General features: G+C 39.3%; 16 protein-coding genes. 10 read left to right on the plus strand and 6 right to left on the minus strand.

What is annotated here, in order from left to right:
* Positions 1–361: 361 nt before the first annotated feature.
* Entirely contained in the window at positions 362–562 is a 201-nt protein-coding gene (locus MSKOL_RS12740; protein ID WP_048121438.1) for a hypothetical protein, read from the plus strand.
* 393 nt (positions 563–955) lie between these two features.
* Here the strand turns inward: MSKOL_RS12740 and MSKOL_RS12745 are convergent, their stop codons facing one another.
* The 3 genes from MSKOL_RS12745 to MSKOL_RS20340 form a co-directional block, all read right to left on the minus strand.
* Positions 956–2,173 (minus strand): calcium/sodium antiporter, encoded by a 1,218-nt coding sequence (locus tag MSKOL_RS12745; protein ID WP_048156797.1) that lies wholly within the window; start codon positions 2,171–2,173, stop codon positions 956–958.
* Between the two features lie 279 nt (positions 2,174–2,452).
* Positions 2,453–3,022: an N-acetyltransferase gene (locus tag MSKOL_RS12750; protein ID WP_156151087.1), complete on the minus strand. Its 570-nt coding sequence runs from the start codon at positions 3,020–3,022 to the stop codon at positions 2,453–2,455.
* A gap of 955 nt (positions 3,023–3,977) precedes the next feature.
* Complete coding sequence (locus MSKOL_RS20340; RefSeq protein ID WP_156151088.1) at positions 3,978–4,118, minus strand: hypothetical protein; 141 nt, start codon at positions 4,116–4,118, stop codon at positions 3,978–3,980.
* Between the two features lie 388 nt (positions 4,119–4,506).
* On the opposite strand from MSKOL_RS20340, the gene MSKOL_RS12760 reads away from it, so the two are divergent.
* Positions 4,507–5,571, plus strand: a complete 1,065-nt coding sequence (locus MSKOL_RS12760) for a Glu/Leu/Phe/Val dehydrogenase (RefSeq protein WP_231592228.1) — start codon at positions 4,507–4,509, stop codon at positions 5,569–5,571.
* Here the strand turns inward: MSKOL_RS12760 and MSKOL_RS21140 are convergent.
* From MSKOL_RS21140 to MSKOL_RS12770, 3 genes are all read right to left on the minus strand, one after another.
* Entirely contained in the window at positions 5,504–5,683 is a 180-nt protein-coding gene (locus MSKOL_RS21140) for a hypothetical protein (RefSeq protein ID WP_231592229.1), read from the minus strand. The two genes, MSKOL_RS12760 and MSKOL_RS21140, sit on opposite strands and share 68 nt — an antisense overlap.
* A 22-nt stretch (positions 5,684–5,705) precedes the next feature.
* Positions 5,706–7,109, minus strand: coding sequence for an acetate--CoA ligase family protein (locus MSKOL_RS12765; protein ID WP_231592230.1), 1,404 nt, complete (start codon positions 7,107–7,109; stop codon positions 5,706–5,708).
* A gap of 318 nt (positions 7,110–7,427) precedes the next feature.
* Positions 7,428–7,784: a helix-turn-helix domain-containing protein gene (locus MSKOL_RS12770; protein ID WP_048121448.1), complete on the minus strand. Its 357-nt coding sequence runs from the start codon at positions 7,782–7,784 to the stop codon at positions 7,428–7,430.
* A gap of 206 nt (positions 7,785–7,990) precedes the next feature.
* Between MSKOL_RS12770 and MSKOL_RS12775 the strand changes: the two genes are divergently transcribed.
* From MSKOL_RS12775 to MSKOL_RS12810, 8 genes are all read left to right on the plus strand, one after another.
* A complete protein-coding gene (locus tag MSKOL_RS12775) occupies positions 7,991–8,650 on the plus strand; it encodes an NAD(P)/FAD-dependent oxidoreductase (RefSeq protein ID WP_048121450.1) in 660 nt (219 codons plus the stop codon).
* A 443-nt stretch (positions 8,651–9,093) separates the two neighbouring features.
* Positions 9,094–9,432, plus strand: a complete 339-nt coding sequence (locus tag MSKOL_RS12780) for a cupin domain-containing protein (protein WP_048121453.1) — start codon at positions 9,094–9,096, stop codon at positions 9,430–9,432.
* Positions 9,433–9,501: 69 nt separating this feature from the next.
* The gene (locus MSKOL_RS12785) at positions 9,502–9,846 is read left to right on the plus strand and encodes a CGGC domain-containing protein (RefSeq protein WP_048156802.1); all 345 of its coding nucleotides are present in this window, start codon (positions 9,502–9,504) and stop codon (positions 9,844–9,846) included.
* Between the two features lie 213 nt (positions 9,847–10,059).
* Positions 10,060–10,488 carry an ester cyclase gene (locus MSKOL_RS12790; RefSeq protein ID WP_048156806.1) on the plus strand — a complete coding sequence of 143 codons (429 nt, stop codon included), beginning with the start codon at positions 10,060–10,062 and terminating at the stop codon, positions 10,486–10,488.
* Positions 10,489–10,596: 108 nt separating this feature from the next.
* Positions 10,597–11,025, plus strand: coding sequence for a hypothetical protein (locus tag MSKOL_RS12795; RefSeq protein WP_048121459.1), 429 nt, complete (start codon positions 10,597–10,599; stop codon positions 11,023–11,025).
* Positions 11,026–11,122: 97 nt separating this feature from the next.
* Positions 11,123–11,491 carry an ATP-binding protein gene (locus MSKOL_RS12800; protein WP_048156808.1) on the plus strand — a complete coding sequence of 123 codons (369 nt, stop codon included), beginning with the start codon at positions 11,123–11,125 and terminating at the stop codon, positions 11,489–11,491.
* Between the two features lie 604 nt (positions 11,492–12,095).
* Positions 12,096–12,920 carry a TrmB family transcriptional regulator gene (locus MSKOL_RS12805; RefSeq protein WP_048156811.1) on the plus strand — a complete coding sequence of 275 codons (825 nt, stop codon included), beginning with the start codon at positions 12,096–12,098 and terminating at the stop codon, positions 12,918–12,920.
* 315 nt (positions 12,921–13,235) lie between these two features.
* The gene (locus tag MSKOL_RS12810) at positions 13,236–13,634 is read left to right on the plus strand and encodes a carboxymuconolactone decarboxylase family protein (RefSeq protein ID WP_048156814.1); all 399 of its coding nucleotides are present in this window, start codon (positions 13,236–13,238) and stop codon (positions 13,632–13,634) included.
* Positions 13,635–13,843: the final 209 nt, after the last annotated feature.

Raw genomic sequence — 13,843 nt, forward strand, 5'->3', positions numbered from 1 at the left:
AGAATCTATATTTGTATATGTTTAAGACTGACAGTGTATTCGTTAACAGGTAAAAATTAAGTATTTTTCGTAGTTTATTTATATATAAATTATGAAATATTATGAGCAGAAATTAGATATAAAGATATCCAGGAAGTCAAAGGAGTTTTAAAGTAAAACATAAGTAAGTCGAGTAATACAAGTAAGTCAATAATACAAGTAAGTCAATAATACAAGTAAGTCAATGAATTCTAAGTCAAGCCTTAAGTCAAGTAATACATAGCGAGTTAAGTAATACATCAATGAATTCTAAAGTAAACCATAAATGAGTCAAACAAAATATAAATGAATTCAAATCTGGATAAATACAGGCTGTGGTTTTATGAACGGGGAAAAAATCGAAAAAAAGCTATTTGAAGAACTCAATTTTATCAAAAAACAACTTGGGGAAATTAAGGAGCATATGGTGGATATAGATAGCCTGCTAACTGAGGAAGAAAAGGAACTGGTGCTTAAAAGTTTTGAAAACGAAGCAAGAGGAAAACTAGTACCTTTAAATCGGTTGGAGGAAATCAGGCTTTAAAACATATGAATTTACTTAATACCATTAGAAATATTTTTTATTGAGTCAATAACAATTTTTGCTAAAAAGAAACTTTTCTTAAGGAATGATAAAAATATAACTTCAAATTTTCAGTTTGGGAATCGATCTATAGTTCCATTTCCCTAAATAATCATTTTTGGCAACAAAAACCTTTGATATTATATTTGAATCATTCCTAAAAGACAGAATCTTACTAACATATTCTTAAACCTGCTATATTTTTGAATTATTCGCTATTCTCTATGGACAATACTATTTTCAATTCAAAACCGCACTGGATTTTATGAAAATATTATGAGGATATCCACACAAGAAAACAAAGAGCCTATTTTTGATTCCTATATTTTTCTGGGTTTACTTAAAAAATTGTTTTTACCCCAACCGGAGGATCAGGACCATGAAACTCAGATAGAGAAGGAGCAGGATAAGTCCTTCGAACTGTTTGACTCTCCAGCCCGTTCGTATAAATAAGATGAGCAGAAAGCTCATTATCAGCATAAAAGGCGCTATGTAGTAAATACTGAGGCCGGTTATCGAGATAGGGTGGACAAGCCCTGAGCAACCCAGTATCAAAAGTATATTTGCAATGTTTGACCCTATGACATTTCCAAGAGCAATGCCAGCATAATCGCTCCGGGCTGCTGAGATGGTTACCATGAGTTCGGGAACTGAAGTCCCAACCGCAACAAGGCTTATTCCTATAAGCGTCTCCGAAACTTCCAGCAGCATAGCAAAGAAAACTGCCTGTTCGACAAAATACTTTGCTCCAATTATGATTGCAACTCCACTTGCTATAAGCTTGAAAAATTCTATTAAAAGGCTGGCTTCTTGAGGTTTTTCTTCTGTAATGTCGACATCAATATCTTTATGTTCAGGCTCTGTTTTAGATTTGGTTGTCAATTCGGTTGTCAATTCGGTTGTCAATTCGGTTTTAGTTCTCATTCCAATTTTGGATTCGCTTTCGTTTTTCTTTTGGGTTATTTTTTCGGATTTCCAGGTGCCTTTTTTCATGCCTCTAGAGTTTCGATTTTCTATTCCGTATTCCCGGGCCTGGGGTTTAATTTTTGATTTCAGATCGAAAAAATATTCAAATTTGAAAAAATAAATCATAAAATCTTTAAAATAGATTTCTTCTTCGTGTCTTTTCACTTTTTCGAGCAGGAATAAAAGATAGGCGAGATAAAATAAAATGAAAATTAAGGCTTCTAACCTCGAAATTTTGAAGTCAAGCATAAAAAGAAAGAGGAGAAAAGAGGCAAATAACATTATATAGCCGTCCCTTCTTAGCATAACCTCTTCGGTCTTAATATTTGTCAGAAGAGCAGCCGTACTTGCAATCAGGCCTATATTGGCAATGTTTGACCCGAGTATATTGCCTATAACTATACCACTTGCTTGCTGGAAAGATGCCGTAAGAGAGGATGCAAGCTCAGGTACTGACGTGCCCACAGATACAAGAGTCAAGCCTATTACAAATTCGGATACTCCAAACCTTCTTGCGATCTGAGATGATGTTAATACGAAGAGGTCTGACCCTTTTACGAGCAGTACGAGCCCGCCAAGAAATATAAGGATATTAATTACAGGCACATTGAAATGAGAATCCGAGGTTTATTTAAATATATCTTTAAACATAATATTAACCTGAAGTTGTCACACTGAAAAAATTATTTTTGAACTATAAAATGGAAAATACATAAAAAAATAAGTAATATAGTGAAATACATTAAAAAGAAAATAAACGGCTCTTTGTCATTCCCTGTGGATAAGATGATTTTCAATTCGAGATCGCATTGGTTTTTATGAAGACATTATGAGGATATCCACACAAAACAACGAAGAGCCAAATAAATAATACAAGGAAACGCTTCAAACAAGCCTCAGTTCCATCTCATAACATTTTTCACTCTGGCCGCAGATATTTTTTACCTGTTTTATTTTCCGAAAGCCTATTTTTTGGTATAAGTGTATCGCAGGAAGATTGTTTATATTGACATATAAGAGAACGGATGATATTCCGTTTGCCTTCATCTCCTCAGTACTGCTCTTCAATAACCTTTCAGCAAAACCTCTGCCTCTAAAATTTCTGTCAATTGCAATTGAGGATATTACTGATTTTTTCTCAAAGCCTTTGAGGGAAAGTGCAGGTTTTATGTAGTAGGCACAGTAGCCCACGATTTCATCCACGTTCTTTATAACATAAAATATATTTTTTGAATTCTTTGAATATCTTATAAGCTTTTCCGAGCTTCCGTTTTTAAATCCTTCGGCCTGGATTCTAAGAACTTCAGGAAGCATGTGTTCTTCTATAGAAACAATATCTCCTTTTTCTATTGACTTCCATTTTTTTACCAGTAGATTTCCAGTGGTATCACACAGCAATTTCTTAAGACTTATCAAGTACCCAATTGATCGGGCGTGAATTTTGATATTACCCATAAAAGTCACTCTTGGGCAAGGCCGTAGGTGAAATTCTCTTTTTGGAGCTTATGGCTTCAAACCATTAAAAACTTCCGACTTTTTAGTGACAGAAATTCCATACAGCCAGGTAATCATATGCACCTTAAAAAATACGATTTTTATTTAAATATATCTATTATAAATTTTAACTCTGTTCATTTAGGTAATAAGTTCAAGTTTAACTTCTTTTCGATTTCATCACTCTTCTCAGGCACTTCCGTTAAAATAATCTGGCAATCTAAGTCCAGCATATAGACTTTGCGGAATTGCTCTATAAGGTCTCCGGGAGAATATTTACTTGATAAATAAGCCTTTCGTATACAATTTTGAATTTTTGCGTATCCATAAAGAGACAAAAATGAAATGAAAAGATGACCGAAAAGAGCAACTCGTTATCCTGTAGATAAAGCTTATCCTCTTCCAACAAGTTTATATAAGTGCCATAATGCTTTTCTACTGTATCTCTTATTTTGTACATGAGAAAAACATCTTCAGGTGTAAGATATACATTTGATACGAGCAAGATTTTTCCAGCTTTTTCCAGACCTTTGTTGAACGTATTAATGGTGATTTTATTTTTATCGTGTTGCTTAATTGAAAATCATTTTATCCATACGGAATAGTAAAGAGCCAAAATATATTCTTGTTGAAATGAAGTAAAAACTGAAATGGGTATTATCCAACTGCACAATTTAAAATGATTTTGAAACAGCCTGATGTGAAAGCGTCGCAAAAGTCCAAAATTAACTAAAATTCAGCCGATCATATCATAGCAAATAAATTTCATAATTTTATATGATGCCAATTTATGAAATTGAAGTTCGATGACTGCATGTAATTAATTAGAATCTTTAGACTTTTACGACGCTCTCTATGTAGATGTATTAAATGTTATAAAAAATTAGAATAAAGTTTTTTGTTTGTAACATACTGTTTATTTAGGCCTTTTACTTTCATCGGGTTCCTCTTCTATGTTTATTTGTTCTGCCGTATCTTCTTTCATTTCTTCTAGTGATTCTAGTTTTTCTATTAATTGTCTTTCTTTATTATCATTCTTTACTTTTCTTGCTGGCATTTGTTCACCTCTATAGATTGATGTCTGCTAGACTAATAAATATATTGAAATAATTATTATATCCCACATTTCGGCCCTCTATCAAAAATAAGATGAATTTTGCAATAACTGAATAAACTTTTTTACTTAGCAGTGGGCACATTCTCAACAAGATCAATGATTTTGGCTTGAATCCCACAATGTTCAAAAAAATTAAGTTTAAATTTTGAGAATTAAATAGAAATTTCGTCATATATAAAAATAAATAGGAAATATTAAGAAATTGATATTGAATAAGGATTAAAATTAGTAATGATCTACGAGAATAAAAAATAGTTGTGCTTTTTGAGAGGATCGGAATATAAGCTAAATGAAATTAATGTTATTGATAAAAGAGGGGAGAAATTTAATGGATGATATGTTCAGATTTGCGGATGAGTTTGGCCCATTTAAGATCATCCATGTTTACGAACCGTCTGCGGACTTGAAAGCGGTTCTTGTTGTGGACAATATAGCGCGAGGGCCTGCTATTGGAGGGGTCAGGATGGTCACGGATGTGAGCACTGAGGAATGTTTCAGGCTGGCAAGATCCATGACTCTCAAAAATGCGGCTGCAGATCTTCCTCATGGGGGCGGTAAAGTAGTCATCTACGGGGATCCGCGAATGCCTCAGGAAAAGAAAAGCCAGATGCTTCGAGCACTTGCCAGTGCCCTCAGGTATGAGGAGGAATATATCTTTGCCCCTGACATGGGGACAGACGAAATCTGTATGGCCTGCATAAAAGATGAGATCGGAAGGGTGGTAGGCCTTCCATGCGAGGTTGGAGGAATTCCTCTGGATGAAGTAGGGGCCACAGGTTGGGGAATTGCGCAGGCTACCGAAATAGTGTTACAGTACTGTGATTTCGAGCTGAAAGATGCTCGCGTGGTTATTCAGGGCTTTGGGGCAGTTGGGAGGCATGCTGCTCGTTTCCTGACCCAGAGAGGAGCGATTCTTGTAGGAGCTGCGGACTCAAGGGGTACGGTTCATGATCCCGATGGTCTTGACGTGGATACCCTTATCAGGCTTAAGAAAGAAGGAAAAAGTGTGCTTGACTACCCTGGAGGAAAAAAGTTTGACAGTAATGCCGTTATTGCCATTCCCTACGACATCTGGATTCCAGCAGCCCGTCCCGACGTGATCAATGAAAATAATGTCCATCTCTTGAACACTAAATTGATTATTGAGGGAGCAAACATTCCGATCACAGGAAAAGCCGAAAAAACCCTCTACGAAGCAGGTATTCTCTACGTCCCGGATTTTATCGCAAACGCGGGCGGTGTGATCTGTGCGGCTGCAGAGTATCAGGGAGCCACCCAGTGCACAGCTTTCGGGTCAATTGAAGAAAAGGTGAGAAAAACACAGCTCAGGTACTGGAAACTGCAAAAACGAAAGGAATCCTCCCAAGGGAAGCTGCATTCCAGCTTGCCGTAAAACGAGTTAAGCAAGCTATGGCGTACAGGCGCTGGTCGATCTTTTCTTCGGGGCCGGGCTTTGTGTAACCTGTCGGACTTTGTGTAAGCTTTATGTGATTCTCCAATCTCATTCTTTATTTTTTAAATTTAAAGCTATTCAGAATTTCTGAACCTCATATCAAGGTTCAGTTTATTTCTTTCCCCCGCACAATACCACTGCTGCCCTAACCGCCTGTCAGGAGTAAAAAAAACCGGTATTCCGATAGACGTAAAAGCCGAAGACATTTCCCTGCTGAACCTTCCGCCCGGAGAACAGATGAGGACTGGCTTTTCACAGTGACTGGCAAAGAATTTAATTTTTTCCGCAACTCCTTTGGAAAGAAGAGGTGGGCCCCATAGCAGGCTCACTATCGCAAGGTCGTATTCTTCACCAAAAGCTTCCTGTAGAGCATCAATGTAGTGTTCGTCCTTTACATTACCTGTCAGGTCAACAGGATTTCTTACGGAAGCAAAAACCGGGAGTTTCTTTCTCAGTTTGCTAATAGCTTCTATGGACAGATCTGGAACCCTGAGTCCAGCTTCCTCACAGGCATCAGCGATGGAAATTCCTATCCCCCCTCCGTCAGTTATTATGAGAACCCTTTTTCCTTTTGCCAGTGGATACCTGTTTAGGACTTTGCAGGCGTCTTTTAATTCCTCATAACTTTCAACTTCTATTATACCTGCTTTCCTGAAAGCAGCTTCATAAGCTTCATATCTTCCGCTAACAGCCCCGGTATGAGAACTGGCTGCCTTTGCGCCTGGCTCCCTTTTTCCGACTTTGAGAGCCACTACCGGCTTTTTTTGAACACATCCCGATGCAGCAGCAATGAACCGACGTCCATTTACCACAGACTCAATATAGAGAGCAACGGCTTTTGTTACTTCGTCTCTTGCCAGAAATTCAAGACAATCACTTTCGTCCACATCCACTTTATTTCCGTAGCTTACTACCCGTGCGACTCCTGCTCCCTCGTTTGCCATTTCGTCCATAATCATAGCGGCAAAGGAGCCACTTTGAGTAAGCACCGAAACCCCGCCACTTGAGGGCCTTTCGACTTTATCACTGCTTATAAAAAAGGTATCCACTTTTGAGGCTGTATCGTAGATCCCAAGGCAGTTCGGCCCCATAGCCCGGATCTTTTTTTTCTCCAAAATATCTTTCAGACGGACTTCCATTTCCTTTCCTTCAGGTCCAATTTCCCGAAAACCTGAACTGACAATTATTGCTCCTTTTATATTTTCCACAGGGCCTTTGAGGATTTCAAGGACAGTAGAGGCTGGAACTGCAAAAATTGCAATGTCGATTTTGTCCTTTATCTCACCAGGAGCTGGATAACATTTAAGCCCCCTGATTTCCTGATAACCCGGATTTACGGGGTATATCTTTCCCTTAAACCCCATTTTCAGGAGATTTTCCAGGATTGTACAGGAAAGCTTTTCGGGATTTGGTGAGGCTCCTATCAGAGCTATGCTTTCAGGTTTAAAGAAAAAGTCAATCTGTCTTTCAGTGGTCATCAATGGCCTTCCGAATTATCTGCAGATTATATTCAGATTATATTCAGATTATAGCTTTGAGCTTAAATATTTACACTTACCAAACTATGGCTTTATAATACAAAGAAGAAAAATCTGAAAAAATTCGAGTGGATAAAGAAAAGCTCATTAAAGGAGATTTTAAGGATAGTTTAAGGATATTTACAGAACCTTCAACCGCTACGAGCATGGAAAAACTGGACAAATGGAAGTTACAGTGCCCTGTCATTACCTTTGTCAATGCCTTGTTTTCTTTCTCGCATATTTTACGTTTTTGAATTCTCTTTACTTATTTACAGTTTAACGCTCACAGTACATGCAAATAGCCTTTTCGCACTCCTCATTCTGGAATTTCCACTTCAGTCCCCAGCGTTTAATTGCCTGTATTATTTTCACGAAATCCACTCCGCTTTCGGTCAGGTAATATTCGGATTTTGGAGGATTTGTTGAATGATCAACCTTCTTTTCAATTAAGCCCTCAGTTTCAAGCTCTGTCAGCCTTTCGGAGAGAATTTTGGGGGTTATGTAGCCGAGTTTCCTTTTGAGTTCATTAAAGCGCTTTTCCTTTTTTTCCCCTTTATGCAACTCCAGAAGGATATGAATTGTCCATCTTTTACCGATGATATTCATGGTCTTGTAGACAGTGCAGTCTTTCATAGTATAAACATAGAAACTGTCTAATATATAAATTAGTATCTCTAATATACTGATATCAAAAGAATACTAATATAAAATATGTTTTATAAAACAGATTTGTATTAATTTCCGATGAAAGTTTTCCTGTATCTGGCAAAACAGAATGTCAGAACTTCTGGGAATCTAACTATGTAGTATATTTTGAAATTGTGGAGAGTCTGATAACCATGAAAGACAACTTACCGGAAAAAGGTGCAATTGTTCAGAGAGACCGTGAAACCTATGCAATCGCCCCCCATATTCCAGGAGGAATTGCGGACCCTAACACCCTCAGGAAGATAGCCGACGTTGCGGAAAAATACGGAGCCGCTGCCCTTAAGATGACTTCTGCCCAGAGGATTGCAATCGTGGGTCTGAAGGAGGAAGACCTTGATAATGCATGGGCTGATCTGGACATGAAACCCGGCGCAGCTGTAGGGCTTTGCGTAAGAAGTGTAAAGTTCTGTCCTGGGACTACTTTCTGCAAGCAAGGAAAACAGGATGCAGTAGGCCTGGGTCTTAAACTGGATGAAAAATACCATGGAATGTCGATGCCTTCCAAGTTCAAGATGGCAGTTTCCGGTTGTCCGAACTCCTGCTCTGAGCCTGCCATTAAAGACATAGGGATAATGGGCACTGCAAAAGGATATACCCTGATGGTTGGAGGTGCTGCGGCTGCAAGTCCAAGACTTGCTGAGGTTGTTGCAAAAGAACTGTCAGAAGAGGAAGTCCTTGATGCAGTCGAGAGAATTGTTAATTTCTATAAAGACTCTGGCACGAAAAAGAGGCTTGGAAAGTTCATTGAAGGCATGGGCCTTGAGGATTTCAAAGCCCAGGTAGGTCTGTAAAATCAGATAAGTTTGAATGTAGCATTTATAGCTCTCAAATAGCGTTATTCAGTTTGAGTGCTTTCTGATCTGCCCCAATTCAAAGTGTTTTCTCTGTAAACTCTAACCAACTCTTAACCCACGGGACAATCCAGAGTTTCAGGGATTGAAATTCATAACACTTTCCAAAATAGCGGAAAACTTATACCGACCAGGCATATATGGGACGGGTCAGAATATAACATAGACGGACATCAGAATAACATACATAATATAAGTGTAATTAAAAAAATCCAGAATATTCTCATAAGCCTGGTCGGTATCAACACTAAGGCACAATGTTAAGGCATAATGCTAGGTTAAGACATAATGCCAGATTAAGACATAATGCTAAGTTAAAGCATAATGCTAGGTTAAAGCATAATGCTGAAAAATAAAAAACTATGGTCAAAAGGGGAGAATTAATGAAAGTTACCGAGATGAAATCCTCACCTGAAAAACCGAACCCTCACAATGTGAGTGTCCGGATGCTCTACAATACTGAACACGCGCAGGCAGTACATATAGAGCTTAAGCCTGGGGAAGCTTTAAAAAAGCACATGACTCCCACAGACGTCTTTTTCTACATTCTTGAAGGAAAAGGCATTGTTGAAATTGGGGACGAACAACAGGAAGTTAGCCGGGATATGCTAATTGAGAGCCCTGCAAAAATTCCCCACCGCCTTATGAACCCGGGAGATGAGATTTTCAGGGTGCTGGTCGTAAAAGCTCCGAGACAAACCGAAGCTACGCGCATGTTGTAAAGCGTAAAGCAAGTGTAAGGACGGCTTTTGAAACTAACGGTTTTTGAAGCGGTTCAATACGAGGCATAAATGGAAAAAAACGCAAAACCTACAAAAATTGCAGTCGTGCGCTGTGACATCGTCTCGGAAACCTGCCCGGGTGTAGGCTGCTTTAAGGCTTTCAACGAAAGAAAGTCACACTTTGAGGCCTACGACGAAAATACTCAGATGATAGCATTTTTCACATGCGGAGGCTGTTCGGGAAGGAGAGTGTACCGTCTGGTGAACACCCTCAAAAAGCATGGCCTTGATGCCGTACATCTCAGTTCCTGTATGCTTATGGAAGACACTTATCCTAAATGTTCTAACCTGGACAGTATAAAAAAGACGATCCAGGATGCAGGAATACAGGTTGTGGAAGGTACTCATCACTGAAGACAAATAACGATTCAAGACAAATCACGATTCAAGACAAATAACGATTCAAGACAAATAACGATTCAAGACAAATAACGATTCAAGACAAATAACGATTCAAGACAAATAACGATTCAAGACAATCCATCACCTAAGGCAGCTTTTGGTAAAAAGATTTATAGGCAAGAAATACATCAAAAGCCGACAGATAAACACGCAAATGGGGGAAATATGTCTACGGAAGAGAACAAAGCAATAGTTCGCCGATTCTTCGAAGAAGGCCCTTCTAAAGGAAACCTGAGTGATGCTGACGAGTTGCTGTCACCTGATTTCACTCTACATGTTCCTCTCCCTGCTTCCCCGGGAGTCAAGGGAATAAACGAAGTAATTACTGCATGCAGGGCAGCCTTCGAACACCTCAATGTTACAGTTGATGACATGATTGCCGAGGGTAATATTGTGGCTGCACGTTTTACAGCTCGCGGAGTACACAAAGGTAACTTCATGAATTTACCGGCTACAGGCAAGCCAATAACCATGACTGGTATAGAGATTTTCCGCATTAAGGACGGTAAGATCATTGAGCTGTGGGGTGAAGCTAACCTTCTTGGCCTGATGCAACAGCTAGGGATTGTTCCTGCGCCTGAAAATCAGGATTGAACGTCATCAGGTGCCGGTATCATTTACGTTTCTTGCATTTAAATTATGTTTCTTACATTTAAAATTTCATAACAAAAATAGAACTTACGAATGAGATAGGGTAATAAAATGAGCCATGATATAACTCGGGACCGGAATATCGAAGAAGATGAAAATTACGAAGGTGCAGACCTTGAGCTTCGGGACATTCCACTTCCAAACACAGGCAATATTCTCTACTCGATTTTAAACTCTTTAAACCATAATATTGCAAACTTTTATGCTTACACGAAGTTCAAAGACTATATCTCTGAAAAAACACTGGATATGGAACTGCTCCAGAGAAGCATGAGCATCCATAGAGATTTTTCAGCCCTGTTCCTTCACACTAGAGAAGAACTGGTACTCGTTTATCCCGATCTTCTGGAACAAGCCGAAAAGCTGTTGTTCAGAGGGAATACAGGCACGGACTTCATAAATTATACCCGCAAGCTGTGCAAATTAATAAATGACTATAAGAAAATGCTGTACAGGGAAGGGTATTTGCCGGAACTTTGAATGTAACTCTCACTCAAAGACATTTTATTCTGGAATTTCACTGCGTTTCACAGTTAAAATATATTTTTAATTGGATGTTTCAATGGGGGTCAATTTAATGGTAAAACGAATGATAGTAAAAATTGACGAAAATAAATGCACAGGCTGCGGAAAATGTGTTGCACCCTGTGCCGAAGGTGCTATTAAAATCATTAACGGAAAAGCAAAGGTCGTATCCGAGGAACTCTGTGACGGTATGGGCTTTTGCCTCGGCATATGTCCCGAAGGCGCAATCTCAGTTGAAGAAAGACATACAGTCGAATTTAACCGGGAAAAAGCCGAAGCTCAGCCCCGGAAAAAAGATATCTCTATCCATTGCTTCACCTGTGGAGCAGGCGAAGATACCAGCTATCTCCTCCCACTCAGGCACAACATGCAGAGCCTCTGGGTCTGTACCCACTGCCTCCCAAAACTGATTCACGGTTAATCCAGTTATTTTAGAATTCAACCCTCTTGAACCATAGCGTAGCGAAAAGGGATCCGTCCTCCCGAGACGGGACTCGGGATGAAAAGCCTATGGGTATGTACCCGCTGCCTTCCTAAATTGATTCACGGTTGATCAGGAATTTTATAATTCAGCCCTCTTGAGCGAAGCGAAAAGGGCACCGTCCTCCCGAGACGGGACTCGGGATGAAAAGCCTATGGGTATGTACCCACTGCCTTCCTAAATTGATTCACGGTTGATAAAGTTAGATTTTAGAATTCAGACTTGAGACATAGCATAGCGAAAAGGGCACCGTCCTCCCGAGACGGGACTCTGGATGAAAAGCATTTGAGTATGTGCCCGCTGTCTTCCTAAATTGATTCACAGTTGATCGGTTATTAAATATCTTCCATACTGTGTAGCCACCGATGGAACTCCTCATGTTTTTCGGGCCCTATTATTTCAGTTTCTACCGCTTCAAAGGTTTCCAGCAAATCTTTCTGGGCAGCCTGTAAGAGGCAGGCATCTGCGGGTAAAAAGATCCATTTTCTAATATTTGGAAATTATTTTTCAAAAAACTTTTAAGATTTCAGGAATTGAATCCTGTATGCAAAATAAAAGGCTTCTTCAGGACATAGGGCTGAGTGCTTATGAAGCAGCTGCATATCTGTCTCTCTTGAAACTCGGGATCTCCGAAGCAAATCTCGTTTACAGGGATGCAGACGTGCCCTATGGGAAGATATATACCGTTCTGGAATCGCTGGCAGGAAAAGGTTTTGTGGAAGTCCAGGCTTCAAGACCTAAAAAGTTCAGGGCGATTGATCCTGAAATTGCCTTAAACTCATTTTTTGAAAAGCGAAAATCCGAGTTTGAAAAAGAAATAAGGGCCTTAAAGGGTTTTGTTGAAGAAGCAAAACAGGCCCTGAAAGCTATACCTGTTCAGAAACGAAAAGATGAGGTCTTCTGGACGACTGCCGTAACCGAGTCCGACATCAGAAAGTTTGCCGTTTCTACTTATGGAGAGATAAAAAAGTCAGTACTTGTAATTCCTCCTTTCTTTGGAATGCCCATCATTCCCAGCTTGCTGCCTGAAATCTTAAAAGCTATTGACCGTGGGGTTAAAATAAGGCTGCTGGCACCTCCTCGCTTTGCAGCTCTTTCTTCAGTGTTTTCAATGCAGGGAGAAGAGAATTTTGGAAAATTTAAAAAAGGCATCGAAGTGAGGCTTGTCCAGAGGAACTTTAACTCCTGCTTTGGCATCTTTGACGACAGTGTTGTGGTGCTGTTTCAACTCCATCCACAGGATAATGACCGCGTCCTTTCGGTTGTAAAAATCCGGGATACAGGGCTTGCAAAAAATATGAGTACGGAATTTGAACTCCTCTGGAATGAGGGAGAAGAGTTTGATTTTGAAGAAGCAGCTGAAAGATAAGTTTACCGTAGTCAAGGAACAGAATCTATTCACCAATTTGGAGTGAAAAATCAACCACGGAAACCGTGGAAAACACAGAATAAAGAAAAGGGTAAAGGAAAGGGTAAAGGAAAGGATAAAGGAAAGAGAAAAGGGAAGGGTAAAGGAAAGAGGAAAGGAAATATGGACACAATTCTTCCGTGCTTTCCTTGTCTTCCGTGGCTATAAAGTAAATGCTTAAGTTAGGGACTACGAATTCTCAGGAATAGATAAATAACATATATACAGATACTATCATACTAATAACCAGTTGAATTATAGTAGGAGTTAACAAACATGGGAAAACATGGGGAAGGAAGTCATGAAAGACATCATGAAGGGCACAGAGAGCTTGAACACGAAGAGTTACTGGAAAGTATGAGCGAGAAACTAGGTTTTACCCCGCACATTCTTGAGATCCTTGGAGAACTGGACAGCGAGTCGCTTAGAAAATATAACAGGTGCGACAAAAAATTACTGTCAGACGGCGCTCTACCTGCAAAGGTGAAAATCCTTATCGCGCTTGCTGTTGTTGCATCCAAGCAGTGTGAAAGGTGTACGGTTGTGCAGATGCAGAGTGCACTCAATAATGGGGCAACCAAAGAAGAAATAATGGAAGTTATGGATGTTATATTCATAACCTCAGGGGCACCTGCCGTAGCAGCTTGCAGGGATGCATTAAAACTACTAAAGTAAGATGTCTTTAATTTTATAGAAGACTTACATTTTTAATTTTACAAAGAATTTTTAGACGCCTGTAAGCCTGGATCTAACAGCTCGGGCTGAATTATGGTATTTATAAGACAGAAAAGCTGTAGAATTTACTAACAATATCTTTAAAATTCTCTATATTAAATTTTTTTCAAATTCATTTAGTTTAAGACGCTCTTGCGAAGAATCCATTA

This window comes from Methanosarcina sp. Kolksee, from assembly GCF_000969945.1.
GTDB lineage: Archaea > Halobacteriota > Methanosarcinia > Methanosarcinales > Methanosarcinaceae > Methanosarcina > Methanosarcina vacuolata.